This is a genomic window from Thiemannella venezuelensis (genome assembly GCF_014203605.1).
In the GTDB taxonomy this organism is placed as follows: domain Bacteria; phylum Actinomycetota; class Actinomycetes; order Streptosporangiales; family Streptosporangiaceae; genus Planomonospora_A; species Planomonospora_A venezuelensis.
The window spans coordinates 148,033-173,603 of the sequence record NZ_JACHJJ010000005.1; the positions used below are offsets into that span (position 1 = coordinate 148,033).

Sequence of the window (25,571 nt, forward strand, 5' to 3'; positions counted from 1 at the left end):
TCCGTGCCGCCCCGTGCGTCTATCTGACAACGGGGCGTGCGCCCCCTTCCCCGGGAGGCCGACATGGGAGTCGTACTGGTCGTCATAGCGGCGGCCTTCGCCGTGGTGGCCCTCACCACGGTGACGGCGCTGGGCGCCGAGCACCGCAGGATCCGCGCCGCGGGTCCGGGCCACCGCGGTGGCCCGCTCAGCCCCTACGAGCTGGCCTACCTGGCCGGCGGGCCGCTCCGCACGGTCAACACCGCGCTCGGCATGCTGGCCAGGGGCGGCGGCGTCCGGGTCGCGCGGGGCGGCCAGATCAGCCTGGTCGCCGGGGCCCCGCCCTCGCCCGACCCGATCGAGCAGGCCGTCCTGGAGGCGCTCGCCGCCCGCGGCGGCACCGGATCGGCCGGTGAGCTGCGCCGTGCGGTGGCCGACGGCCAGGCCATGAGCGGCCTGCGCTACCACCTGCTCGGCCAGGGCCTGCTGCTGCCCGACGGCGCGTTCGGGCAGGCGTGGAAGCTGCTGAACCGGCTGCTGGCCGTCTCGGTGCTCGCGGTTCCCTTCACGATCGGCACGCTCGTCGTCGGGATCTCGACCGACCTCGTCCCGGTGGCGTTCCTGATCGGTCTCCTCACGGTGGTGCTCGGCTTCTCCGCCCATCGGCGCTGGAAGCGGGTCCTGAGCGGCGTGGTCAGCAAGGCGGGGCACGACGTGCTCGACTCCGCCCGCCGGGCCCACGTCCGCGGCGCCCAGCCCGTGACCGGCGACCTGGCCTTCGCCGTCGGCGCGCCGGTGGCGCTGTACGGCCTCGGCGCGCTGGGCGACCCCTACCTGACCGACGAGCTCCAGCGGGGCGACTCGTCGGGCGGCTACGTGGGCGGCGCCTGCGGCGGCGGTTCGGGCGGCGGCTCCGGCGACGCCTCCTACGGCGGCGGCGACTTCGGCGGCGGCTGGGGCGACTCCGGCGGTTCGAGCGGTTCGAGCGGTTCGAGCGACTCGGGTGGCGGGTCGAGCTGCGGCGGCGGGTCGAGCTGCGGCGGGGGCGGCTGCGGGGGCGGCTGACCGAGAGAACTTTCCGTCCGGCTTGATCGTCTACCGGTTACGGGGCGCGAGTCAGGCGAGCCCCCTACCCCTGGAGGCTGATATGACCGTTTTCCTGGTGGTTGTTGCTTTTCTGGCGCTCCTCATTCTCCTGCCGGTACTGCTCGCTCGGCAGGCGCGGTGGGATCGTGGGTCACAGAGGCGTCGATCGCGGGGCGGCGGTTGGAGCTCCGGTTCGGGCGGCGACTCGGGAGGGGGCTGGGACAGCGGGTCCGGCGACTCCGGCGGAGGGTCGAGCTGCGGGGGAGGCGGCGGCGGTGACTGAGCGGCTCGGGGTCGGGATCGGCTGGCGGCCGGAGATCGACCTCACCGTGGAACGGCTGCCCGGCGTCGACTTCGTCGAGGTGATCGCGGAGAACATCCGCCCCGACCGGCTGCCCGAGTCGCTGCGGGTGCTCCGGAGCCGGGGCGTGCCGGTGATCCCGCACGGCGTCGGGCTGGGGATCGGCGGCGCCGAGCCGCCCGACCCGGCCCGGCTGACGCACCTGGCCGAATGCGCCGAGGCGCTCGGTGCGCCGCTGGTCAGCGAGCATCTCGCCTTCGTGCGGGCGGGCGGGATGGAGGCCGGTCACCTGCTCCCGGTCCCGCGCACCCGGCGGGCGCTCGGGGTGGTGACGGAGAACGTACGGCGGGCGCAGGACGCGCTCGGCGGCGTTCCGCTGGCCCTGGAGAACGTGGCGGCGCTGTTCGGCTGGCCGGAGGACGAGATGACCGAGGCGGAGTTCCTCGGCGACCTGGTCGCCGCGACCGGGGTCGGGCTCCTGGTCGACGTGGCCAACCTCTACACCAACCAGGTCAACCTGGGGCTGCGGGCGGTGGACGCGCTGGACGCCCTCCCCCTGTCCGAGCTCGCCTACGTGCACGTCGCCGGGGGCCACCTGCACGGCGACGTCTGGCACGACACCCACACCGCGCACGTCCCCGACGACGTCCTCGACGTCCTGTCGGAGCTCTGCGCCCGGGTGGACCCGCCCGGGGTGCTGCTGGAGTGGGACGCCGACTACCCCAGCGACGAGGCACTGGAGGCCGAGCTCGGCCGGATCCGCGGAGCGATGACCCGTGCCTGAGCCCGATCGCGTGTCCGAGCCCGTGTCGGGCCACGGAGCTGCCGCGACGGGTGCTCCCGGCGCGGAGAGCGTCCCCGATCCCCGCGCGGAGCTGGCCAGGGCCCAGGCCGGGCTGCTGGCCGCGCTGGTGGCCGGAGGCGAGGCGCCGCCGGGGTTCGACGGGGAGCGGCTGCGGATCCAGGAGAACAGCCTCATCGCCAAACGGCGGGGGACGGTGGCCCGGCTCCGCCCCGACCTCGTCCGGGCGCTGGGCGACGGGTTCGCGGCCGAGTTCGCCGCCTACGCCCGGGGCCGCCCCAAGCCCGCGGGCGGCTCCCGGGCCGACGCCCGCGACTTCGCCGAGGCGCTCGGGGCGGCGGGCCGCCTCCCCGGGGCGGCGGCGCCGGCCCCGTCCTTTGGGCTGCGGTCCCGCCTGCGGACGTTTTGGCGGGCGGTACGGGGATAACCTCTCTGAGGTGGGTGGACTACGCTGTGTAGACGGTTCGTATCTGACGGTCACTCCCATCGTGTGCCGCGACAGCGTCGGCTCGCCGTACGAGGTCACCCTGGAACTGCACCGTGACGGCGCGCCCTACGGCACGGTGGGGGAGCGGTGCGGCTGGTTCCTCTCCCGGCTGGCCAGGGGGGTCGCCGAGGCCCGCGCCGAGCGGGACGGGCCGTGGCCCGATCCGGACGACCGGTTTCCCGAGCTGCCGGACGAGGAGGAACTGTTCGCCTTTCGTTACCGGACGAGGAACGGCCTGGTCGGCGGGGGCGAGCTCCGCTGCCGGCTGCGGACGATCCCGGTCTGGGTCCCCGGCGGCCGGGGGCCCGCGGGGGAGTGGCGGCTGACCCGGAGGGCGTTCGTGGAGGCCTGGGGGAGCGGCGGGGTGGGGCTGCGCGCGGTGCTGACCTCGGCCGAGCTGGGCGGGTTCGTGGAGGCGCTGGTGGCGGAGGCGGAGGAGTGCCTGGGCCCGCAGCGGCCCGGCAACCCAGGCAGAACACAATAGAAGGGGCGGGCAGCTTCCGGCGGCGGTGATAATTGCCTGTCAACGCCCGCAGGCGCCGGGCGCTGAGGGGAGGGGCTCCACATGGGCATGCGCGATCTCGTCTACCGGCTGTACGAGCGGCGGCTGGAAACCAAGCTGTCCCGCGAGCGGGACATGGTGCCTCGCCATGTCGGCGTCATCGTCGACGGCAACCGCCGCTGGGCCCGCTCGATGGGCATCGAGGACGTCAGCCGCGGGCACCGCAAGGGAGCCGACAAGATCTCCGAGCTGCTCGGCTGGTGCCGGGAGGCCGGGGTCGAGGTCGTCACGGTGTGGCTGCTCTCCAGTGACAACATCAACCGGTCCAAGGACGAGCTCGAACCCCTCATGAAGATCATCGAGGATGTCGTCCAGGAACTCGTGGCCGACGGATGGCACATCAAGCCGATGGGCGCGCTCGACCTGCTGCCCGATCGCACGGCGCATGTCCTGAAAAATGCAAAAGAGGCAACATCGCACCGTCCAGGTTTGATTGTGAACGTTGCGGTTGGGTATGGAGGAAGACGTGAGATCGCTGATGCGGTGCGCTCCCTCCTCCTGGAGCACGCCAGCAAGGGAGCGAGCATCGAGGACCTGGTCGAGGTCCTCGATGTGGAGCACATCGCGGAGCATCTCTACACGCGCGGCCAGCCCGATCCCGACCTGGTCATCCGGACCTCGGGAGAGCAGCGCCTGTCCGGCTTCCTGCTCTGGCAGAGCGCCCACTCCGAGTTCTACTTCTGCGAGGCCTACTGGCCTGACTTCCGCAGGGTCGACTTTCTGCGGGCGCTCCGCTCGTACGCCGCGCGGCACCGTCGGTACGGCACCTGAAACGCAACGTGAACACCCCCTTTCGGTCAGGTATGGACCATTGGATCGGGGGAATTCACGACGTACCGTAAGAAGTAGGCGGGCACAGCCCGTCCACTCCGGAGAGGGCCCGCCTTTGCCTCACGACCTGCCGAGGAGGGCCGGTCTCCGGTCCCCGTGCGGCGAGCCGCGAGCGTGGGCCCGGGTCCGGTCCGCATCCCAGCTCATGGCAGGGCGCCACCCTGGGCGCCCGGGGGAGAACGCGTGGCAAACCCTTCGTCCTCACCCACGTCCGCAGCCTCCGGCCGGCGGACGTACGTCCTGGACACCTCGGTCCTCCTGGCGGATCCGGCGGCGATAAGCCGTTTCGCCGAGCACGAGGTGGTCCTCCCGATCGTCGTCATCACCGAGTTGGAGGGCAAGCGCCACCATCCGGAACTCGGCTACTTCGCGCGCAAGGCGCTGAGGCACCTCGACGACCTGAGGGTGACACACGGACGTCTGGACGAGCCCATGCCGATCGGCGAGGGCACCATCCGGGTCGAGCTCAACCACAGCGACCCGTCCATCCTGCCCGTCGGCTTCCGGCTCGGCGACAACGACACCCGCATCCTGACCGTCGCGCGCTCCCTGGCCGCCGAGGGACTCGACGTGGTGCTGGTCTCCAAGGACCTCCCGATGCGGATCAAGGCCGCCGCCGTCGGCCTCGCCGCGGAGGAGTACCGCGCCGAGCTCGTGGTGGAGTCCGGCTGGACCGGCATGGACGAGATCCAGGTGACGGCCGAGGACATCGAGTCGCTCTTCGAGCACGGCAGCGCGGAGCTGGCCGAGGCCCGCGACCTGCCGACCCACACCGGCCTGCGGCTGCTGTCCGGCCGGGGCTCGGCGCTGGGCCGCGTGCTGCCGGACAAGTCCGTGCGGCTGGTCCGCGGCGACCGCGAGGTGTTCGGCCTGCACGGCCGCTCCGCCGAGCAGCGCATCGCCCTGGACCTCCTCATGGACCCCGAGGTCGGGATCGTCTCGATGGGCGGCCGGGCGGGCACCGGCAAGTCCGCGCTCGCGCTCTGCGCGGGCCTGGAGGCCGTCCTGGAGCGCCGCCAGCACCGCAAGGTCATCGTCTTCCGCCCGCTGTACGCCGTGGGCGGCCAGGAGCTCGGCTACCTGCCCGGCTCCGAGAACGAGAAGATGGGCCCGTGGGCCCAGGCCGTCTACGACACCCTGGGCGCGGTCACCACGCCCGAGGTGATCGAGGAGGTCATCGACCGGGGCATGCTGGAGGTGCTGCCGCTCACCCACATCCGCGGGCGCTCGCTGCACGACGCCTTCGTGATCGTGGACGAGGCCCAGTCGCTGGAGCGCGGGGTGCTGCTCACGGTGCTGAGCCGGATCGGGGCCAACTCGCGGGTGGTGCTCACCCACGACATCGCCCAGCGCGACAACCTGCGCGTGGGCCGGCACGACGGCGTGGTCGCGGTGGTGGAGAAGCTCAAGGGCCACCCGCTGTTCGCGCACGTCACGCTGACCCGCTCGGAGCGCTCGCCGATCGCCGCGCTGGTCACCGAGATGCTGGAGGACGTCACCATGTGAGCCGCGGCGGGCGTCCGGGGACCGTGGCACCGTCTCCCGGGCGCCCGTTCCCGCCGCGGCGCGGGGAACGGCCCCGTCACGGCGGGAGCCGTACCCCCTCGGCGGCCAGGTCCCGGAACTCGAAGCAGCTGTGGTCGCCGAGCGAGGCCGGGGTCCCGGGGAACAGCCGGGTGATCTCGACGCTCCAGATGCTCTCCTGCTTGTTCTGCCGGACCGTGCAGGTGATCTGGGCCAGGCCCAGCCGGGAGAGCCCGCCCTCGCCGGAGAGCACCACGTTCAGCCGGTACCCCAGCGAGCTCGCGGGCTCGCCGCCGCGCTGGGAGGTGCCGGTGTACCGGGTGGTCTTGCTGTCGTAGTGGCTGAAACCGTTCAGCTCGCTCGTCAGCCCCGGTCTCGGCGGCTGCTTCCCGGCCCGGAACAGGGTGTCGACGATGTTCTTGGCGGAGTCGGAGACCACCGGGACCCGCGCGGGCTCCAGCCGTCCCGCGCGGACCAGGTAGACCGTCACCCAGGTGGGGCTGTAGCTGATCACCGGAGGGCGGCCCCAGTCCCGCACCCCGCTGGGCGCGATGCCGCACCCGCCGAGCACGACGGCGGGCATGAGCGCGAGGGCGGCGGCGAGCGCGAGGGGCGCCCTGAACGGCCGGACGGTCCTGCTCATGCCGGGGGCAGCCAGACGGTGAAGAGCGTGCCCGGCTCCTGCGGGCGGACCGAGATCGTGCCGCCGTGCAACTGGGCGTTGGACCGGGCGATGGAGAGTCCGAGCCCGCTGCCGTCGCCGCGGGTGCCGGCCTTGTAGAAGCGGTTGAACACGTGGGGCAGGTCCGCCGGGGGGATCCCCGGCCCGTGGTCGCGCACCTTCACCTCCAGGCCGTGCGGGGTGCTGCGGGCGGCCACCACGACGGGCGGCTCCCCGTGCCGCAGGGCGTTGCCCACCAGGTTGGCGACGATGACGTCGAAGCGGCGGGGGTCGACGGAGAAGGCCAGCCCCTGCGAGACGTTCACCCGCACCCGGTCCGACCAGCCGCGCATCTCCAGGCAGTCGCAGATCGCGTCGGCGACGTTCACGGTGTCCAGGTTCAGCCTGGCGGTTCCCGCGTCGAACCGGCTCGCCTCGATGAGCTGCTCCACGAGCGTGCGCAGCCGCTCGATCTCGCGCAGCACCAGCCGTACGGCCGCCGCCGGCTCCCCGGGCAGCCGCTCGGCCTCCTCGGAGAGCATGTCGGTCACGGCCGTCATCGCGGTCAGCGGGGTGCGGAGCTCGTGGGAGACGTCGGCCACGAACCGGCGGGACATCGCCTCCAGCGACCGCAGCTCCGACACGCTCCGCTCCAGGGCGGCGGCGGTGTCGTTGAAGGTCGCGGTGAGCTCGGCCAGCTCGTCCTGGCCGTGCACGGGCAGCCGGGTGTCCAGGTGCCCGGCGCCGAGCGCCCGGGCGGCGGAGCCGAGCCGCCGGACCGGCAGCAGCACCCGCTGGGCCGAGAGCAGGGCCACGGCGAGGGCGACGACCAGCATGACGGCTCCGGCGATCGCCAGCGGCCGGCGCAGCCCGGTCAGGAGCCGTTCCTCCTCGGCGAGCGGGACGAAGACGAAGACGCTCATCCCGGTCGGCCGCGCTATGTGGATGGGCTCTATCCGCCAGACCGGGGTGCCGATCACCAGCCACAGCTCCCCGCGGATCTCCTCGCGCCGGGAGACCGTGCGGTCGGCGGCGTGGGCCCGCAGGTCGGCCGGGACGTCGTTCATGCCGAACTCGCCGTCGGAGTACAGGTACTCCTCGTAGCGGACCACCACGGCCCCGTTGTGCACGCGCAGGCTCTTCTGCAGCGCGGTGATCTCCAGGTCGGTCGGCGGGCTGTCCCCCGGCCAGAGCGCGCCGATGGGCAGCCTGGACCCGGTCAGGGTGTCGCGCACGTCGGCCACGGCCACCTGCTCGGCGCGCTCGATCACCCGGCGCTTGACGAGCTCGTAGCCGATCCCCGCGACCAGCGCGGAGGCGGCGACCGCGATCAGGGTGAAGGTGAGGACCAGACGCCCCCGCAGGCCGGTGTAGATCCGCCTCACGGCGGGCTGAACCGGTAACCGAAGCCGCGCACCGTGTGGATGAACTCGGGCTCGGCGGGCACCGGCTCGATCTTGGCGCGGACCCGCTGCACGCAGGCGTCCACCAGCCGAGAGTCCGCGGCGTGGGTGTGGTCCCAGACGGCCCGGAGCAGGTACCGGCGGTTGAGCACCTGGCCGGGGTGGCGGACCAGCTCCAGCAGGAGCCGGAGCTCGGTGGGGGTCAGGTGGACCTCCCGGCCCGCCATGGAGACCTTGAGCGCCCCCCGGTCGACCACCAGGTCGCCGAAGGTGATGCGGTCGGAGGTGACGGACTCCGCCCGGCGCAGGACCGCGCGGATGCGGGCGTCGAGCACCCGCGGCTCGACCGGCTTGACCACGTAGTCGTCGGCCCCGGCCTCCAGGCCCACCACCACGTCGAGGTCGTCGCCCCGGGCGGTGAGCAGGATCACCGGGAGCTGGTCCATCCTGCGGATCCGGCGGCACACCTCGACTCCGTCGATCCCGGGCAGCATGACGTCCAGGATGGCGATCTCGGGACGGCGGGACCGGATGTGGTCGAGAGCCTCCTCACCGCTGCCGTAGGAGGTCACCGAGTGGCCCTGGCGGGACAGTGCCAGTTCGAGGGCTGTCCTGACCGAGGGGTCGTCTTCAACGAGGAGGATGCCGGCCACCTGGTCATTATTCTTCGAATGCCCGGCAATCCCCGCCATGTCATGAAACTGTGACAGGGCACGCATGCCGCCGTCACGCCGGCCGGACACCCTGGACGGGACTCCCCTCCGGTCTGCGGGGGTTCGCGGGCGGACCTCCGCCCGATAGTGTGAGCAAAATCACACCAGCCGGTCGGCTGTCGGGAAAGCGCCTGTAAGCAGGGGGTAGAGCCCCGGTAAAGCCGCGGGCGTCCCGTGCCGAACCGGCCGGATCCTCCGTTCCGGTTGCGGAGCACCCCCCCGTCCACGGCAAGCTCATAGGTCGTGAGTGCAGGATCGCCCCCCGTGAAGGAGCGCCAGTCCCCCAGGGGGCGCCCGGCGCCCGGTTCCCGCCGTACGGCGCGCGCCGCCGCCAGGAAGCCTGCGAGCGACCCCGCGGACGGAGCGCCGGCGAAGGCGCCGGGGTGGCTGACCCCCAAGCGCGCCCTCGTCCTGGGCGCGGCGGCGATCGTCATCGTCGGCGGCGGCGGCTTCACCGTCTACACGGCGGTCCAGAACGCCTCCGCCCCGCAGGGGGAGCCGATCCCCCTCGACGTGATGGCCGAGGCGTTCGGCGGCGGCGACCCGTTCGGAGCCGACCCCGAGACCGACGCGCTGAAGGCCCAGGCCGTCCAGGCGCTCGCGGCCGACGCGCTCAAGCGCAAGCGCCAGGGCCGCGACCCGCTGGACTCGGTCAAGATCGTGAAAACCGCGCCCGGCGGCGGCGGCTTCGACCCCCGGCAGCTCCCGCCCGGCACCGCCAACCCGACCGGCAACAAGGCGCTGGGCAAGCAGATGCTGGAGGCGCGCGGCTGGGGCGACCAGTGGGGCTGCCTGGAGAAGCTCTGGATGAAGGAGAGCGGCTGGAACGAGCGGGCGATGAACCGCTCCAGCGGCGCCTACGGCATCCCGCAGTCGCTGCCCGGCCACAAGATGGCCAGCGCGGGCTCCGACTGGCAGACCAACGCGGCCACCCAGATCGAGTGGGGTCTGAGCTACATCAAGGGCCGGTACGGAACGCCCTGCGGCGCGTGGGCACATTCCCAGGCCAAGGGCTGGTACTGAAACCCTACAGATCGGCAGGTCGGACCGGCTTGGCGTCCGTGTGACCGCATCCTGGACTGTATGGGGATAAAGGTCAGTGTGGTGGTGCCGGTCCACAATCCCGGTGATGTGGCCGACGCGTGCATCTGCTCGGTGATAGAGCAGTCGATGGCTCCTGAGGAGTACGAGGTCATCTTCGCCGACGACGGGTCGGACGACGGGACCGGACAGCGGCTCGACGCCATCGCCGAGACGCATCCCAACGTCCGCGTCCTCCATCTGAAACACATCGGCTCGCCGATGCGCGGCCGCAACGCCGCCCTGGAGATCGCCACCGGCGAGTACGTCTACCTGCTCGACCAGGCGGACCGCCTGGAGCGCACGGCCCTGGAGCGGATGTACGAGCGCGCCGTGCGGACCGGGGCCGACGTCCTCGTCGCGCCGCTGGCGAGCGGGGACGCGCCGCCCTCCGCGGTGTTCGGCAAGGACCGCGAGCACGCCGACGTCCTCGGCGACCGGCTGCTCTCCCTGCTCACGCCGCACAAGCTCTACCGCAGGGCGTTCCTCGCGGCCGAGGGCCTCGCCTTCCCCGGCGCCGGCGGGAGCGTCGCCGAGCAGACCTTCGTCCTGCGGGCCTACCTGCGGGCCGCGGCCGTCACCGTCATGTCCGGCGAGGTCTGCTGCCACGTGGGGGAGCGGCCGGAACCGCCGGGCAGCCCGCACGTCCACGCGACCGCGCTGCGCAAGCTGCTCGACGTCATCGACGAGTCGGTGCCGCGGGGGCGCAGGCGCGACCACCTGTACGCGCACTGGTACCGCACCGCGGTCCTGCGCCGGCTCGGCGGAGCCGGGTTCACCGCCTCCTCGGCGGACCGCTCCGTCACCTTCACGACCCTGCGCGAGCTGGTCGCCCAGCGCTTCCCCGAACGGCTCGACCACTACCTCCCCGTCCACCTGAGGGTCCGCGCCGCGCTGCTGCGCGCGGGCCGGCTCGACCAGCTCGTCGCGCTCTCCCAGGTCATGCGCGGCGCCCACCTGAAGGCCGAGGTCAAGGACGTCGTCTGGCGGGACGGCGCCCTCGTGATGAACCTCACTGGCGAGATCATGTGGAGTGCGGGCAACCCCACGCGGTTCCTGCCGCACGGGGACGACCGCCTGCTCTGGACCTCCCCGCTCTCCCTCGGCGACCTCCGCCTGCCCCCCGAGGTCGCCGACGTCACCGCCGCGGTCTCCCGGGCCCGGTTCCAGGTCTACGCCCGGCACGAGGGCACCGGCGCCGTCCACCAGCTCCCGGTGAGCTGCTCGGTGGTCCGCCTGCGGCAGGGCGACCATGTCAGGGTGCAGGTCACCGGGACGGCCACGCTCGACGCCACCACGGCGGCGCACGGCCACCCGCTCGCGCCGGGCCTCTGGGAGATCCACATGCGGATGGACGGCGGGCTCTGCCAGGCCCGCGCCCGGGTCGCCGGCCCGCCGGTCGACTGCAGCGGATCACCCGCCGACCAGGCCAGGCGGCTGGTCGTCCCCTGGTGGTCCGACCGGGGCGAGCTGGGCGTCTGCGTGGAGCCCCAGTCGTTCCCCGAGTCGATCGTGCTCGTCTCGCCGGGGACCACGGTCACCCGCCAGCGCGACCACGTCTTCGTCGTCGTGCCGGTGCCGTACGTGCCGGCGAGCGGAGGGCCACCGGCGGAGCTGGTGCTGCGGCAGGCGCCGGGCGGGACGCGCGAGGTGTCCGCGCCCGCCCTGGTCGAGCCGGGCGCGCCCGGCCGGGCGGACGGGCGGCTGATCGCCAGGATCCCGATGAAGCGCCTGCCCCGGCAGGGCTTCCTGGCCCCCGGCGCGTGGATGCCGTACCTGCGGATGGACGACCGGGAGGTCGGGCTCCGCTTCGGCGTGGAGATGAGCCGCGGCGGCCGGGTGGAGATCCGCCGGGCCGCCGCGCCCGCCCTGCCCGTGCGCCGGTATCCGCGGCTGCGGCGTTTCGCCCTGCGGATCCCCGGCGCCCGGAACATGGTCCGGGTCACCCGGACCGTGCAGCAGCGCTACCTGCCGAGCTGACACTCGTTGACGGGGTCGCCGCCGGCCGGGCGCGGCAGGGTCGCGCTCGGCGGCGGGCTCTGCCGCCGCTCCACCCAGCCCTCCATGGCCTCGAACGCGCTGCGGAAGCACGGCAGCATCGGGCGGAGCCGGTCGGGATGGGCGGCGTAGAGGCCGTCGGTGTGGGTGCCGTCGGTGATCCGGTAGTACCGGAAGGCGCGCCGCCCGCCGACCATGTCCGCGTAGACGTCCCCGCTGCGGGAGATCGGCAGCAGCGTGTCCAGCGTGCCCTGGATCGTGATCAGCGGCTTGCTGATCCGGCCGGTCAGCGCGATCTTCCGGAGGGCCCGGTACGGCTTGCGCGCGTCGTAGTCGTAGTCCGCGTCGCAGGCCGGGGTGCCGGAGGCGCAGTACGGCGTGCCCGCCTGGGTGTCGCCGTCGAAGTCCGGGTCGATCTCCTCCCGGTAGACCCGCTGGGTGAGGTCCCAGTAGACCTGGTGGTGGAAGGGCCACAGGAACTCCGAGCCGCGCGCGAACCCGGCGTCGTACATCGCCTGGGCGTCGCCCTCCGGGTAGGCCCGCAGCGCCGCGGGCAGGTAGTTGAGCAGGTTGTCGCCCTTGACCCGCCAGAGCGTGCCCTCCCAGTCGATCCCGCCGTCGTACAGCCACGGCCGGTTCTCCAGCTGCCAGCGGACCAGGTAGCCGCCGTTGGAGATGCCCGCCGCGTAGGTGCGTCCGGGCAGCCTGCCGTACCGCTGCGCGGCGACCGCCTTGGCCGCGACGGCGATCTGGGTGACCCGGCGGTTCCACTCGGCGATCGCGTCCCCGGGCTCCTCGCCGTCCTTGTGGAAGGCGATTCCGGTGTTGCCCTTGTCGGTGGCCGCGTAGGCGTAGCCCTTGGCCAGCGCCCAGTCGGAGATGGTGAAGTCGTTGGCGTACTGCTCCCGGTTGCCGGGAGTGCCCGCGACGACCAGCCCGCCGTTCCACCGGTCCGGGAGGCGGAGCACGAACTGGGAGTCGTGGTTCCAGCCGTGGTTGGTGTTGGTGGTCGAGGTGTCCGGGAAGTAGCCGTCGACCTGGATGCCGGGCACGCCCACCGGGTTGACCGCCCCCGCCGGGTGCAGCCCGGCCCAGTCGGCGGGGTCGGTGTGCCCGGAGGCCGCGGTGCCCGCCGTGGTGAGGTCGTCGAGGCAGGCCGCGACCTGCTTCTCCGCCCCGGGGACCGTGATCCTGTCCTGCCGGTCGCAGTGCCCGGCCGCGCCGCCGGCCGTCCCCGCGCCGGTCGCCGCCGCGTTCGCGGCCGGCGCCCCCGCCGCCAGCACGGCGGCGGTGGCGAGCGCGAGCCCGGTGGCGAGCGCGGCCGGTCGGCGTGCCCCGGTCGCCGCGCGCCGTGCGGGCGTCATGCCGATGTGCTGTGTCATCGCGTGCTCTCCGTACGGCTCAGGGCTTGGCGGCGCTGGTGGTGGTCTCGGGGGCGTCGAGGGTGACGAGGTCGCGGCCCCTGGTCTCCTTGGCGACGAAGACGGTGACCAGCGTCAGCACGGCGGCCGCGGCGACGTAGACCATGACCGGCAGCGCCGAGCCGTACGCCTGCAGCAGGGCCACCGCGATCAGCGGGGCGAGGCCGCCGGCCACGATCGAGGCGAGCTGGGCGCCGATGGACACGCCCGAGTAGCGCATCCGGGTGGCGAACAGCTCCGAGAAGAACGCCGCCTGCGGGCCGTACATCGCGCCGTGCAGGACCAGGCCGACCGTGACCGCCAGGGTGATCGCGGCGAAGTTCTTGGTGTCGACCAGCGGGAAGAACGCGAACGCCCACAGGCCCACGCCGGCCGCGCCGAGCAGGTAGACCGGACGGCGGCCCAGCCGGTCGGAGAGCGCCCCCCACAGCGGGATCGAGACGAAGTGCACGGCCGAGCCGATCAGCACCGCGTTGAGCACGAAGCCCTTCTCGAGGTCGACCGGCCCCGTCGCGTAGGTCAGCACGAACGCGGTGATCACGTAGTAGGAGACGTTCTCCGCGAAGCGGGCGCCGATCGCGGTGATCACGTCGCGCCAGTGGTACCGGAAGACCTCCACGATCGGCATCGCCTTCACCGGCTCGGCGTTGGCGACGGCCTGCTGGAAGACCGGAGACTCGCTGATGGACATCCGGATCCACAGGCCGACCAGGACCAGCACGCCCGAGAGCAGGAAGGGCACGCGCCAGCCCCAGCTGGTGAACGTCTCGTCGGACTGGACGGCGGCCAGCACCGCGAGCACCGCGGTGGCCAGCAGGTTGCCGCCGGGGGCTCCCGCCTGCGGCCAGGAGGCCCAGAAGCCGCGCCGCCGGGCGTCGCCGTGCTCGGACACGATGAGCACCGCGCCGCCCCACTCCCCGCCGAGCGCGAAGCCCTGGACGAGCCGGAGCGCGGTCAGCAGCAGCGGGGCCACCGAGCCGATCGCCGCGTGGGTGGGCAGGCAGCCGATCAGGAAGGTCGCCCCGCCCATCAGCAGCAGGCTGATGACCAGGAGCTTCTTGCGGCCCAGCCGGTCGCCGTAGTGGCCGAAGACCAGCGCGCCCAGCGGGCGGGCGACGAAGCCGACCGCGTAGGTGAGGAACGCGAGCAGGGTGCCGGTGAGCGGGTCGGACTCGGGGAAGAACAGGGCGGGGAAGACCAGCGCGGCGGCCGAGCCGTACAGGAAGAAGTCGTACCACTCGATCGTGGTGCCGATGAGGCTGGCGCCCACGATCTTTCCGATGGGGGTGCGGGATTTCTCTGTCATCTCACTCACCAATGGGAATCGCTGTTGGGGGGATGTCGGCTCACCGTATGTAGTGACCGGCGTCACTCCTATGTGGGGAACCTCCACACCCTGTGGACGGGATGTATGGACTCCGCGCGGTGCCCGCCCGGCCGTGCGGGCCCGGAGGCCCGCAGGTCCCGCCGTACGGGCGGCCTCAGCCGCGCAGCCGGTGCAGCCGCAGGGCGAGCTGGATCTCCAGGGCCCGCTCCGGCTCCTGCCAGCCCGCGCCCAGGAGCTGGGAGATCCGGTCCAGGCGCTGGGTGACGGTGTTGACGTGGATGTGCAGGGACTCCGCCGTGCGGGAGAGCGACCCTCCCGCACCGAAGTAGGCGGTGAGCGTGCGGACCAGGGCGGTGCCGCGGCGGGCGTCGTAGTCGACCACCGGGCCGATCGCCGAGCCGAGGAACGCCTCGATGTCGCGGCCGTCGCCGACCAGCAGCCCGACGAAGCCCAGCTCTGCGGCGCCGGCGCCCTCCCCGGCCCGGCCCAGGGCGCGCAGCGCGTCGGCGCAGCGCCGCGCCTCGCCGTGCGCGGCGGCGACCTCGCCGGGGCCGCGGACCGGGCCGCAGGCGCCCGCGGTGGCCGGGCGGCCGAGGGAGGCGGTCAGCTCGGCCGCCACCCGCCTGGCCAGCGGCCCCGGCAGGTCGCCGGGGAGCAGCAGGACCAGCTCGTCCCCGCGCTGGGCGGCCAGGCCGTGCTCCAGCGCGGCCCGCGAGGAGGCCCAGAAGGCGGCCCGCTCGCGCTGGCCCTCGTGGCGGACCACGACCACCACGTGGTCGCGGTCCAGGTCCACGCCGACCCGCCGGGCCCGCTCGCCCAGCCCGCCGAGGCCGGGCCGGGAGATCAGGTCGTCGAGCAGCTCGCCCCTGACCCGGCTCTCCGCCTCGGCCACCGTGCGGCGGAAGAGCAGCAGCAGCGCGGTGACCAGCGCGGCCCGCTCAAGGATGCGCTGGTCGGTGTCGGCCACCCGGCCCTCGGCCCGCAGCACGAGCGTGCACAGCGGCTCGGCCGCGACGTCCACCGACGCGACCAGCAGGCTGCCCTTGCGGACGGTACGGCCCAGCGCCCGGGAGGACTGCGCGGCGTCCGCGATCAGCGCCGCCGTGACCCCTGTGACCCCTGTGACCCCTGCGGCCCTCGCGGTCCCGGCGGTCCCCGCGGCCGCCGCCGGTGCGGGCCCGCGCCGGTCCCGCCGCGCGGCCGCCTCCCGCGGGACCGCGGACTCCAGCTCGTCCAGGTCGCCGGCTATCGGCCGCCCGGAGCCGTCCAGCACCGCCAGCGAGCCGCCGAGCACCTCGGTGACCACGGCGGCCACGTCCTCGACCCCGCCGCCGCGCAGCACCAGCCCCGTCATCCGGTCGTGCGCGAGCGCGGCCCGCTCCACCGCCTCGCTGTGCGCGTTGACCTGGCGGTTGGCCTCGCTCAGCTCCTCCAGGGCGTTCCTGGTCTCCTGCAGCAGGCGGGCGTTGTCGATGGCGACCGCCGCGTGCGCGGCCAGCGAGCCGAGCAGCACCACCTCGTCCTGGGTGAACGGGCGCACGCTCCGGTTGGCCGCGAACAGCACCCCGATGACCCGCGCGCCGAGCTTGAGCGGCACGCCGAGGATGGCGACGAGGCCCTCCTCCTTCACCGCGTCGTCGATGTCGGTCATGTGGCGGAAGCGCTCGTCGGCGAAGTAGTCGGCGGTGGCGTACGGCGTGGCGGTCTGGGCGACCAGCCCGCCGAGCCCGGCCCCCATGGCCAGACGCAGGGCGCGGAACTTGGCCGAGACCGAGCCGTCGGTGACCCGCATCCAGGTGTCGCCCCGGTCGGGGTCGTGCAGGGTCATGTAGGCGGCGTCGGTGCCGAGAAGCTGCCGGGCCCGGCGCACGATGGCCTCCAGCACGGCGTCCAGGTCGCGGAGCCCGGCCAGGTCGCCGGCCGTGTCGAACAGCGCCGAGAGCTCGGCCTCGCGCCTGGCCCGGCGCCGCAGCAGCGCCCGCACCTTCAGCGCGGCGAGCTTGGCCTCCTCCAGCTCGGCCAGGACCGAGGCGTCCGCCCCGGCGGTCCTGGCGGCCAGGACGGGCCCCTCGAACTCGACGGCCGAGGCCTCCCTGGCCAGCAGTTCGAGAAACACCCGCGCGTCCATGCCGTCCATTCTCGTCGTGCGTGCGGCCGGAGGCCGCCGGCGGGGAGCCCCTCCGCGGCCGGCCCCGCCCCTCCGCCGGGGCGGGCCCGGGGCGGTCGTCGGCGGCTGATCGCCGGCGGGCGGTCGTCAGCGGGCGGTCCAGCCGCCGTCCACCGGCAGCGAGACGCCGGTCATGAAGGAGCCGTGCGGTCCGCACAGGTAGGCGACCAGCTCGGCCACCTCCTCGGGCTCGACCAGCCGCTTGATCGCGGCGGGCGCGAGCATGATCTGCTCGACGACCTCGTCCCTGCCGATGCCGTGGGTCTCGGCCTGGGCGTCGATCTGCCGCTCCACCAGCGGGGTGCGGACGTAGGCGGGGCTCACGCAGTTGGAGGTGACGCCGTGCGGGGCGCCTTCGAGGGCGAGGACCTTCGACAGCCCTTCCAGTGCGTGCTTCGCAGTGACGTAAGCAGATTTGTACGGCGAGGCGCGGAGGCCGTGGATCGACGAGACGTTCACGATCCTGCCCCAGCCCCGCTCGTACATCCCGGGCAGGACCGCCCGCGCCAGCAGGAACGGCGCCTCGACCATGACCTTGAGGATCTTCGAGAAGACGTCCGGAGGGAACGCCTCGACCGGGGCCACGTGCTGGAAGCCGGCGTTGTTCACCACGATGTCGGCACCGCCCAGCAGGCCGGGAGGGAACGCGGCCGGGAAGTCCGGGACCGACAGGTCGGCGGTGACCGGGGTCCCGGCGACCTCGGCGGCCACCTTCGCGGCGGCCTCGGCGTCCATGTCGACCACCACCACGTGCGCCCCGGCCTCGGCCAGCCGCCGGGCGCAGGCCCGTCCGATCCCGCTGCCCGCCCCGGTCACCACGGCCCGTCGCCCTGTCAGGTCAATCATGCTGACGAATCTAGGCAATCACCCGAATCCCGGCCCATGTAGCGCACCGACATACTCTCCTGGCGGGTTATGTACGGAGCGCACGCGGGCCGCCCGCCCGCCGGGCACCGGGGAACCCGTTCGCGGCCCCCTTCCGGCCGGACGGGGTGTCCCGCGCCGCGGAAACTGTCGGCGGTCTGATCTAGGGTCGGAGAAGTCTGGCCTGACATCTACCGACATGAGGATGCGAATGACCGCGAACCCCCTGAGGCTGATGGCGGTACACGCCCATCCCGACGACGAGTCCAGCAAGGGCGCGGCGACCATGGCCCGCTACGTCGCCGAGGGGGTGGACGTGCTCGTGTGCACCTGCACCGGCGGGGAGCGCGGCGACATCCTCAACCCGGCGATGGACCGGCCCGGCGTGCTGGAGAACATCGCGGAGGTCCGGCGCAAGGAGATGGCCGAGGCGGCCTCGATCCTCGGCGTCGGGCACCGCTGGCTCGGCTTCGTCGACTCCGGTCTGCCCGGGGAGGGCGAGCCGCTGCCGGAGGGATGCTTCGCCGTACAGGATCTCGAGGTCGCCTCGGCGCCGCTGGTGGCGGCGGTGCGGGAGTTCCGGCCGCACGTGATCATCACCTACGACGAGACGGGCGGCTACCCGCACCCCGACCACATCATGACCAACAAGGTGGCCGTCGAGGCGTTCGAGGCGGCGGGCGACCCCGCCCGCTACCCCGGCACCGGCGAGCCCTGGCAGCCGCTCAAGCTCTACTACATGGTCTCGTTCTCCCGCGAGTGGTTCACCGCGATCCACGAGGGACTGCTCGCCCGGGGGCTGAAGTCGCCGCTGGCGGAGATGATCACGGAGGACTGGTTCGAGGGCATGCCCCAGCTGACCGCGACCACCCGTGTGACCTGCGGCGACCACTTCGGGACAAGGGACCGGGCGATGAAGGCGCACGCCACCCAGATCGACCCCGAGGGGCCCTGGTTCTCCACCCCCAACGACGTGGAACGGGAGATCTGGCCCACCGAGGACTACCAGCTCGCCCGCTCCCACGTCGAGACGGAGCTCCCGGAGACCGACCTGTTCGCCGGGCTCCGGGGTCAGACGGTGACCGGGTAGGTCAGCGCCAGCTCGTCTCCCGGGACCCCGCGGATGCCCCAGTTCACCTGGGGCGACTCCAGGATGACGATCTCCAGGTCCTCCGGGGCGAGGCCGAGCGCCTCCCCGGTCCGGGCGAACAGCGTCCGGATCAGGTCGCGCTTGGCCTCGTCCGAGCGGCCCGCGAAGCAGACGATCTCCATGATCAGGTAGCGCTCGCTCCGCTGCGGGCAGAGCAGGTCGTCGGCGTCCAGCAGCAGGAAGCGGTGGAACCGCTTGTCCTCCGGCAGCTTCCACACCTCGGCCAGGCAGCCGTGCACGACATCGGAGAGCTCCCGCCGGAGCGGGGCCCAGACGTCGCGGCGACCGTAGAACTTGATCTGCGTCATGAGACCGAGTCTTCCATGATGATGATCTACGACGGCGGGCGGGTCATGGAGAGCACGTCCAGCAGGGCGTCGAGCTCCTCCTCGGTGAGGGTGCCGTTCGCGACGTGGCCGCGCTCGACGACGACCTCGCGGATGGTCTTCCGCTCGGCCAGCGCCTGCTTGGCGATCTTCGCCGCCTCCTCGTAGCCGACGTGCCGGTTGAGCGGGGTGACGATGGACGGCGACGACTCGGCGTACTCCCGCAGCCGTTCGGTGTTGGCCGTGATGCCGTGCACGCAGCGGTCGGCCAGCAGCCGGGAGGCGTTGGCGAGCAGCCGTACGGACTCCAGGACGTTGCGCGCCATGACCGGCAGGGCCACGTTGAGCTCGAAGCTGCCCGAGGCGCCGGCGAAGGCGATGGCGGCGTCGTTCCCGACGACCTGGGCGGCGACCATGCAGACGGCCTCGGGGATGACCGGGTTGACCTTTCCCGGCATGATCGAGGAGCCGGGCTGCAGGTCGGGGAGGTTGATCTCGCCGAGTCCGGCGCGCGGGCCCGAGCCCATCCACCGGAGATCGTTGGCGATCTTGTTGAGGGAGACCGCGACCGTCCTGAGCTGGCCGGAGAGCTCCACCACGGCGTCCCGGGCGCCCTGGGCCTCGAAGTGGTCGGGGGCCTCGGTGAACGGCAGGTCGGTGGCCTCGCGGAGCTTCTCGATGACCTTCCTCGCGAAGCCGGGCGGAGTGTTGACGCCCGTGCCGACCGCGGTCCCGCCCAGCGGGAGCTCGGCGAGGCGGGGCAGCGCGCTCCGCACCCGGGCCACGGCGTTGTCGACCTGGGTGGCGTAGCCGCCGAACTCCTGGCCGAGGGTGACCGGGGTGGCGTCCATCAGGTGGGTGCGGCCCGCCTTCACGACCTGGTCGAACTCGCCCGACTTCCCGCGGAGCGCGGTGGCCAGGTGCCGCAGGGAGGGGATGAGGTGGTAGGTGACCTCGGTCAGCGCGGCGACGTGGATGGAGGTGGGGAACACGTCGTTGGACGACTGGGAGGCGTTGACGTGGTCGTTGGGGTGGACCGGGCGGCCCAGCCGCTCCTCGGCGAGGGTGGCGATCACCTCGTTGGCGTTCATGTTGGAGGAGGTGCCGGAGCCGGTCTGGAAGACGTCGACGGGGAACTCGCCGTCCCACTCGTTCTCCGCGATGTCGGTGGCGGCCTCGGCGATCGCCTGGGCCAGCTCCTTGTCCAGCACCCCCAGCTCGGAGTTGACCTCGGCGGCGATCGCCTTGATCAGTCCGAGCGCCGCGATGTGCGGGCTCTCCAGCCCCCGCCCCGAGACCGGGAAGTTCTCCACCGCCCGCTGCGTCTGTGCCCGCCACTTCGCGCCCGCCGGGACCCGCACCTCGCCCATCGAGTCATGCTCGATCCGATACTCGCTCATGAGGCCAGTCTGCAACGCGGGGGATAAGCCCGGCGTTCGCGCTCAGGAGCCGTCCGCGCCCTGCTTCGGCCGGAAGGAGGTGAGCACCTCGTCGCGGACGCCGGCCTGCTCCTCCCAGGAGGCCGCGGGGACCGCCCAGTAGATGACGTAGTCGTCCTTGCCGGGCAGGCTCACGAAGCGGGCCAGCACGTGGACGGTCTTGCCGCCCGCGAGGTAGGTGAACTCCCAGTCGGCCGTGTCCGCCCCGGCGTACGGCTCGGGGTCGGCCTCGGTGACCCCGACCAGCCGGTAGCCGGGGTAGCTCCCGGCCTCGGCCGCGGCGTTCTGGATGGCCGTGACGGTCTTGCGGACGTCGTCGGAGACGTGCGGGGCGGTGTTGACCCGGAGGTAGCGGGGGTCGTCGGAGCTCCTGAAGACGACGTCGTCCCCGTCGGTGCCGCCCTTCAGCGGGTCCGGGACGGAGATCGTGAACCCGCCGGGGTCCTTGTGCGACCGGAGCCCCGAGGAGGCCGCGCCGGCCGCGGCGTCCGGCCCGGCCGTCGGCGCGGTGGCGACGCCGGCCGCGGCGGTGCTGCTCTCGCGGCTGTCGGCGAAGGCCGCCACCACCAGGATCATGATGATCACCAGGGAGACGGCCGCCACCCCGATCAGGACGAGGGTCCCGTTCCGGTTCCCCCGCGGGCGGGCGCTCTCCGCGCCCTGCGCCTGCGCGATGGAGAACAGGTCCGTCCCCAGCCCCCGCGTCGGGGGGAGGGCGCCGTTGCCCGGGCCCGGTCCGTACCCGGGCGGCGGGAGCGGCTGCTGCGGGATCCCTCCCGGCAGGGGCCCGCCCGGTCCGCCGAAGCCGCCCGGCCCGCCGTGGCCGGGCAGCATGCCGACGGCCGTCGACTCGTCGTCCGGGGAGGGGCCGGCGGGGTTCACCGGCGGCGGGGTCATGGGAGCTCCCGGCCCGCCCGTCCGGGAGACGACGGGGAAGCCGTGCGGGGGCGTCGCGGAGGAGTCCTCGACCGGCGGCGCGCCGGGGGTCCCGCCGTCCCGGTCTCCGGGCGGGACCGGCGTCCTCGGCCGCCCCGCCACATGGACCCCCAGCTCGGACGAGGTGACCGGCGGCCGGGGGCGGGCCGGGGGCGGCGTCGCGGGGGAGGCCGCAGGGGGCGCCACGGGGGGCGCCGTGTCGGGGACCGCCGGAGGCGACGCCGCGAGGGGCGCCGCGGCGACCGGGGTCTCCTCGGTGCCGGGGAGGCGGAGACCGGTCTTGGGGCGGATGACCAGCATGGTGCGGTCGGCGTCGAACTCCTCGTCCTGCGCGGCCCCGTCCTCCGGCCCGGATCCGGTGCCGTTCCCGGTGCCCGGAGCGGCCCCGGCGGCGGCTCCGGGCCCGTCCGGAGAACCGGCCGGAGCCGTGGGGCCGCCGTCGCCGGAGGCCGCCGCGGGAGGCTCCGCGGGGACCTCCGGGGGCACCGCGCCGGCCGAGGGCGTGTCCGCCACGGCGCGGAGCATCGCGGCCGCCTGGGAGGCGGTGAGCCGTGCCGTGTAGTCCTTCTCGAGGAGGTGTTCGAGCACGGGGCGGAGCGGACCGGCCTGGACCGGCGGGTCGGCGCTCTCGGTCATCAGCGCGGCCAGGGTCTCGGCGACCGAGGAGCGTTCGTACGCCGGCCGCCCCTCGACCGCGAAGTACAGGGTGGCTCCGAGGGACCAGAGGTCCGACTCGGGCCCGGTGTGCTCCCCCCGTGCCCGCTCGGGCGCGGTGTATCCCGGGGAGCCGATCACCATGCCGGTCTGGGTGAGGCTCGTGTCGCCCGCGGCCTTGGCGATGCCGAAGTCGGTCAGCACCACCCGGCCGCTCTCGGTGATCAGCACGTTCCCGGGCTTCACGTCGCGGTGCAGGATCCCCTGCGCGTGGGCGGCGCGCAGCGCGCCCAGCAGGTCCACGCCGATCTCGGCGACCAGGCGGGGAGGGAGCGGGCCCTCCTCCTCGATCACCTGCTCCAGGGACCGCGCCTGCACCAGCTCCATGATGATCCACGGACTGCCGTCCTCGATGATCGCGTCATGGATGGTGGCGACCGACGGGTGGCTGATGCGGGCGGCCGTACGACCCTCGCGGATCATGCGTTCCCGCAGTTCGGAGCGCTGTGCCTCGCTGAGCCCGGGCTCCTGGCGGATCTCCTTGATCGCTACGTCCCGGCCCAGGGAGCGGTCGTGGGCACGCCAGACGGTGCCCATCGTCCCTCGGCCGAGCGGCGCGATCAGCTCGTAACGATCAGCGAGCACGCGCATCTGCTGTTCCGGCATGAGAAGAAGATAGCGATTCCTGCTTGATGAACGCTTTACCCACGCTTGCGGAGTTCCCTAGGCCACAAGCGACGAGGAAGCATAAGACGGATAAAAGGTGACATAAGTCTCACAAAAGGATGTGGGGTAGGCCACGGGTCCAGCGGCTTTCGATGCATCCCCTCCATGGGACGGCGATGCCCCCGGGGCATCGGAACGGGCGTCGCGAGGGGGGGTGGAGGCGGGACCGGCGCGGAACCCGCACGGTGCAGGCCCCGGTGGGGAGGCCTGCGGTTGAACGAGGGCACGGAGACCACGGGGCTGTTCCGGATGGCCCGGCCCGCCGCGCGGGCGAGCGGCTCCTCGGCCGAGCCGCCGGCCGCCACCCGGGAGAGCATCAGCGAGGCGCGGACCGCGTCGAGCCGGGTGGCCGGGTCGATGCCGAGCAGGCCCTGGAGCACCGGGGCGAGCGGTCCGGCCCTCTCCATGGGGATCGGCTCGCCGCTGGTCAGGGCGGCCAGGGCGGCGGCGGCCGTACGGCGGCCGTGCAGGCCGCGGCCCTCGACGGCGGTGTAGAGGGTCGCGCCGAGCGACCACAGGTCGGCGGCGGGGCTCGCCTTGGAGCCCAGCACCCGCTCGGGCGCGATGTAGCCCGCGGAGCCGAGCACGATGCCCGCCTGGGTGATCGAGACCTCGCCCTCCAGCGCGGCCAGGCCGAAGTCGGTGAGGACCGCCCGCTTCTCGGTCACCAGGACGTTGCTGGGCTTCACGTCGCGGTGCAGGATGCCCTTGGCGTGCACGGCCCGGAGCGCGCCCAGCACCTGCCGCCCGATCTCGGCCGCCCGCTGCGGCGGCAGCGGGCCCTCCTGCTGGATGAGCTGCTCCAGCGACCTGGCCGGGAGCAGCTCCATGACGATCCAGGGGCGGTCGTCCTCGGTGACGACGTCGAAGACGTTGATCACCGACGGGTGGGTGACCATCGTGGTGGCCCGGCCCTCCCGCTCGGTCCTGGCGCACAGCTCGGCCCGCAGGTCCTCGTCGAGGACCAGGGGCAGCCGCACCTCCTTGACCGCCACCTCCTCGCCGAGCAACTCGTCGTGCGCTCGCCAAACGGTGCCCATGCCGCCGCGCCCGACCGGCTCCAGCAGCCGGTAGCGCGCGGCAAGAAGGTATCCGGACGGCGCACGCATGAGGAGCAGCTTACCTATTCGCCCCATGCGACCAGTAGAGACAGGCCTGAAGTTTCTTGTCTGTTGCAGTCAGATTCTCTCTCACGTGACTGTCCGGATGCACAGGGTGAGCATTCACCCGCCGGGCCGCCCCATGGCCGAGCCCCGCGTCCGGCGCGTCGTGCCCGCCGACCGGCCCCGCCTGTACGGCGGCGCCTGACCTCCGCCGGGCCGTACGGGACCGGGTGCCCGGCGGAGTCGCGCCGGGAGGCTCAGCGGCGGCCGATGGAGAGGGCCGGGCCCGTCCGGTCGGTGAAGAAGTCGTCGCCCTTGTCGTCGACCACGATGAAGGCCGGGAAGTCCTCGACCTCGATCTTCCAGACGGCCTCCATGCCGAGCTCCGGGTACTCCAGGACCTCGACCTTGCGGATGCAGTCCTGGGCCAGGCGGGCGGCGGGACCGCCGATCGAGCCGAGGTAGAAGCCGCCGTGCCTCTGGCAGGCCTCGGTGACCTGCTTGGACCGGTTGCCCTTGGCGAGCATCACCATGGAGCCGCCCGCGGCCTGGAAGCGCTCGACGTAGGAGTCCATGCGCCCGGCGGTGGTGGGCCCGAAGGAGCCGGAGGCGTAGCCCTCGGGGGTCTTGGCGGGACCGGCGTAGTAGACGGCGTGGTCCTTCATGTACTGCGGCATCTCGCCGCCCGCGTCGAGCAGCTCGCCGATCTTGGCGTGCGCGATGTCGCGGGCGACGACCAGCGGGCCGGTCAGCGACAGGCGGGTCTTGACCGGGTACTTCGTCAGCTCGGCGAGGATCTCCGGCATCGGCCGGTTGAGGTCGATCTTCACCACGTCGTCCGAGAGGTGCTCGTCGGTGGTCTCCGGCAGGAACCGGGCCGGGTCGGTCTCCAGCCTCTCCAGGAAGACCCCCTCGGGGGTGATCTTCGCCAGGGCCTGGCGGTCGGCGCTGCAGGAGACCGCGATGGCGACCGGGCAGGAGGCGCCGTGCCGGGGCAGGCGGATCACGCGGACGTCGTGGCAGAAGTACTTGCCGCCGAACTGGGCGCCGATGCCGAGCTTCTGGGTGAGCTCGAAGACCTTGGCCTCCAGCTCGGTGTCGCGGAAGCCGTGGCCGCTGGGGGAGCCCTCGGTCGGGATGGAGTCGAGGTAGCGGGCGCTGGCGTACTTCGCGGTCTTCAAAGCGAACTCCGCGGAGGTGCCGCCCACGACGATCGCCAGGTGGTACGGCGGGCAGGCGGCGGTGCCCAGGGAGCGGATCTTCTCCTCCAGGAAGGCCAGCATGCGCTTCTCGTTGAGGACGGCCTTGGTCTCCTGGTACAGGAACGACTTGTTGGCGCTGCCGCCGCCCTTGGCCATGAACAGCAGCTTGTACTCGTCGGGGTGGCCGTGCGGGTCCTCGGCGTACAGCTCGATCTGGGCGGGGAGGTTGGAGCCGGTGTTCTTCTCCTCCCACATCGTGATCGGGGCCATCTGCGAGTAGCGCAGGTTGAGCCTGGTGTAGGCGTCGTAGACGCCGCGCGAGATGTGCTCGGCGTCGGCGCCGTCGGTCAGCACGTGCCGGCCGCGCTTGCCCATCACGATCGCGGTGCCGGTGTCCTGGCACATCGGGAGCACGCCGCCGGCCGAGATGGAGGCGTTCTTGAGCAGGTCGAGGGCGACGAAGCGGTCGTTCCCGCTGGACTCCGGGTCATCGATGATCTTCCGGAGCTGGGCGAGGTGCGACGACCGGAGGTAGTGGGAGATGTCGTGGACCGCCGTCTCGGTGAGCAGGCGCAGCGCCTCGGGCTCGACCTCCAGGAACCTGCGGCCCGCGGCCTCGACGACGCGCACCCCCTCGCTGCTGATCAGACGGTATTCCGTCTCGTCCGATCCCAGCGGGAGCAGGTCGGTGTAGTCGAACTCGGGCATCGTCCTCGATCCTCCGTGCCGGGGGTCTTCTCCGGTCCTCCTAGAGGGTACGGCCTCCTATCGCAGGCCCGGGAAGGACGGCAACCGCAGGGCCGCCGGAAGCCGGGAAACGGACCGAACC

21 protein-coding genes are annotated in these 25,571 nt (G+C 73.0%); 9 read left to right on the forward strand and 12 right to left on the reverse strand.

From position 1 onward, the window contains the following. Window positions 1-63 precede the first annotated feature (63 nt). The 6 genes from FHS22_RS10195 to FHS22_RS10220 all read left to right on the forward strand — a co-directional run bounded on the left by FHS22_RS10195 (window position 64) and on the right by FHS22_RS10220 (window position 5,554). On the forward strand, window positions 64-1,044 hold the full coding sequence (locus FHS22_RS10195) for a TIGR04222 domain-containing membrane protein (RefSeq protein ID WP_184940461.1): 981 nt from the start codon (window positions 64-66) through the stop codon (window positions 1,042-1,044). 296 nt (window positions 1,045-1,340) lie between these two features. Next, the gene (locus FHS22_RS10200; RefSeq protein ID WP_184940463.1) at window positions 1,341-2,150 is read left to right on the forward strand and encodes an MbnB/TglH/ChrH family RiPP precursor modification enzyme; all 810 of its coding nucleotides are present in this window, start codon (window positions 1,341-1,343) and stop codon (window positions 2,148-2,150) included. Between the two features lie 10 nt (window positions 2,151-2,160). Next, window positions 2,161-2,595: an SCO6045 C-terminal-like domain-containing protein gene (locus FHS22_RS10205; protein WP_184940465.1), complete on the forward strand. Its 435-nt coding sequence runs from the start codon at window positions 2,161-2,163 to the stop codon at window positions 2,593-2,595. 61 nt (window positions 2,596-2,656) lie between these two features. Then, complete coding sequence (locus tag FHS22_RS10210; RefSeq protein ID WP_338047694.1) at window positions 2,657-3,139, forward strand: hypothetical protein; 483 nt, start codon at window positions 2,657-2,659, stop codon at window positions 3,137-3,139. 81 nt (window positions 3,140-3,220) lie between these two features. Continuing rightward, window positions 3,221-3,988: an isoprenyl transferase gene (locus FHS22_RS10215; protein WP_184940468.1), complete on the forward strand. Its 768-nt coding sequence runs from the start codon at window positions 3,221-3,223 to the stop codon at window positions 3,986-3,988. Between the two features lie 243 nt (window positions 3,989-4,231). Further along, complete coding sequence (locus tag FHS22_RS10220; RefSeq protein WP_184940469.1) at window positions 4,232-5,554, forward strand: PhoH family protein; 1,323 nt, start codon at window positions 4,232-4,234, stop codon at window positions 5,552-5,554. Window positions 5,555-5,630: 76 nt separating this feature from the next. On the opposite strand, the gene FHS22_RS10225 is transcribed toward FHS22_RS10220, so the two are convergent. From FHS22_RS10225 to FHS22_RS10235, 3 genes are read right to left on the reverse strand one after another with little or no spacing between them, the layout of a single operon-like run. Beyond that, window positions 5,631-6,215, reverse strand: a complete 585-nt coding sequence (locus FHS22_RS10225; protein ID WP_184940471.1) for a hypothetical protein — start codon at window positions 6,213-6,215, stop codon at window positions 5,631-5,633. Next, window positions 6,212-7,618, reverse strand: a complete 1,407-nt coding sequence (locus tag FHS22_RS10230; RefSeq protein ID WP_184940473.1) for a sensor histidine kinase — start codon at window positions 7,616-7,618, stop codon at window positions 6,212-6,214. Before FHS22_RS10230 ends, FHS22_RS10225 begins: the two co-directional genes overlap by 4 nt. Continuing rightward, complete coding sequence (locus FHS22_RS10235) at window positions 7,615-8,289, reverse strand: response regulator transcription factor (protein WP_184940475.1); 675 nt, start codon at window positions 8,287-8,289, stop codon at window positions 7,615-7,617. Before FHS22_RS10235 ends, FHS22_RS10230 begins: the two co-directional genes overlap by 4 nt. A gap of 324 nt (window positions 8,290-8,613) precedes the next feature. On the opposite strand from FHS22_RS10235, the gene FHS22_RS10240 reads away from it, so the two are divergent. Further along, window positions 8,614-9,372: an aggregation-promoting factor C-terminal-like domain-containing protein gene (locus FHS22_RS10240; RefSeq protein WP_338047695.1), complete on the forward strand. Its 759-nt coding sequence runs from the start codon at window positions 8,614-8,616 to the stop codon at window positions 9,370-9,372. Window positions 9,373-9,432: 60 nt separating this feature from the next. Then, window positions 9,433-11,409 (forward strand): glycosyltransferase family 2 protein, encoded by a 1,977-nt coding sequence (locus FHS22_RS10245; protein WP_184940476.1) that lies wholly within the window; start codon window positions 9,433-9,435, stop codon window positions 11,407-11,409. Here FHS22_RS10245 and FHS22_RS10250 read toward each other — a convergent pair. From FHS22_RS10250 to FHS22_RS10265, 4 genes are all read right to left on the reverse strand, one after another. Beyond that, complete coding sequence (locus tag FHS22_RS10250) at window positions 11,394-12,809, reverse strand: tannase/feruloyl esterase family alpha/beta hydrolase (RefSeq protein WP_260407828.1); 1,416 nt, start codon at window positions 12,807-12,809, stop codon at window positions 11,394-11,396. The two genes, FHS22_RS10245 and FHS22_RS10250, sit on opposite strands and share 16 nt — an antisense overlap. Window positions 12,810-12,828: 19 nt before the next feature. Continuing rightward, window positions 12,829-14,154 carry an MFS transporter gene (locus FHS22_RS10255; RefSeq protein ID WP_184940478.1) on the reverse strand — a complete coding sequence of 442 codons (1,326 nt, stop codon included), beginning with the start codon at window positions 14,152-14,154 and terminating at the stop codon, window positions 12,829-12,831. Between the two features lie 175 nt (window positions 14,155-14,329). Next, entirely contained in the window at window positions 14,330-16,303 is a 1,974-nt protein-coding gene (locus tag FHS22_RS10260; protein WP_377296127.1) for a helix-turn-helix domain-containing protein, read from the reverse strand. Between the two features lie 126 nt (window positions 16,304-16,429). Further along, window positions 16,430-17,188 carry a 3-hydroxybutyrate dehydrogenase gene (locus tag FHS22_RS10265; protein WP_184940480.1) on the reverse strand — a complete coding sequence of 253 codons (759 nt, stop codon included), beginning with the start codon at window positions 17,186-17,188 and terminating at the stop codon, window positions 16,430-16,432. A gap of 229 nt (window positions 17,189-17,417) precedes the next feature. Between FHS22_RS10265 and mca the strand changes: the two genes are divergently transcribed. Further along, window positions 17,418-18,296 carry a mycothiol conjugate amidase Mca gene (gene mca, locus FHS22_RS10270; protein ID WP_260407829.1) on the forward strand — a complete coding sequence of 293 codons (879 nt, stop codon included), beginning with the start codon at window positions 17,418-17,420 and terminating at the stop codon, window positions 18,294-18,296. Here the strand turns inward: mca and FHS22_RS10275 are convergent. The 5 genes from FHS22_RS10275 to FHS22_RS10295 all read right to left on the reverse strand — a co-directional run bounded on the left by FHS22_RS10275 (window position 18,278) and on the right by FHS22_RS10295 (window position 25,450). Beyond that, entirely contained in the window at window positions 18,278-18,664 is a 387-nt protein-coding gene (locus FHS22_RS10275; RefSeq protein WP_184940481.1) for a tautomerase family protein, read from the reverse strand. The two genes, mca and FHS22_RS10275, sit on opposite strands and share 19 nt — an antisense overlap. A 26-nt stretch (window positions 18,665-18,690) precedes the next feature. Continuing rightward, complete coding sequence (locus tag FHS22_RS10280; RefSeq protein WP_184940483.1) at window positions 18,691-20,082, reverse strand: class II fumarate hydratase; 1,392 nt, start codon at window positions 20,080-20,082, stop codon at window positions 18,691-18,693. 42 nt (window positions 20,083-20,124) lie between these two features. Continuing rightward, a complete protein-coding gene (locus tag FHS22_RS10285) occupies window positions 20,125-22,377 on the reverse strand; it encodes a serine/threonine-protein kinase (protein WP_184940485.1) in 2,253 nt (750 codons plus the stop codon). Window positions 22,378-22,412: 35 nt separating this feature from the next. Then, a complete protein-coding gene (locus FHS22_RS10290; protein WP_260407830.1) occupies window positions 22,413-23,573 on the reverse strand; it encodes a serine/threonine-protein kinase in 1,161 nt (386 codons plus the stop codon). 224 nt (window positions 23,574-23,797) lie between these two features. Next, window positions 23,798-25,450 carry a fumarate hydratase gene (locus FHS22_RS10295; protein ID WP_184940488.1) on the reverse strand — a complete coding sequence of 551 codons (1,653 nt, stop codon included), beginning with the start codon at window positions 25,448-25,450 and terminating at the stop codon, window positions 23,798-23,800. Between the last annotated feature and the right edge of the window lie 121 nt (window positions 25,451-25,571).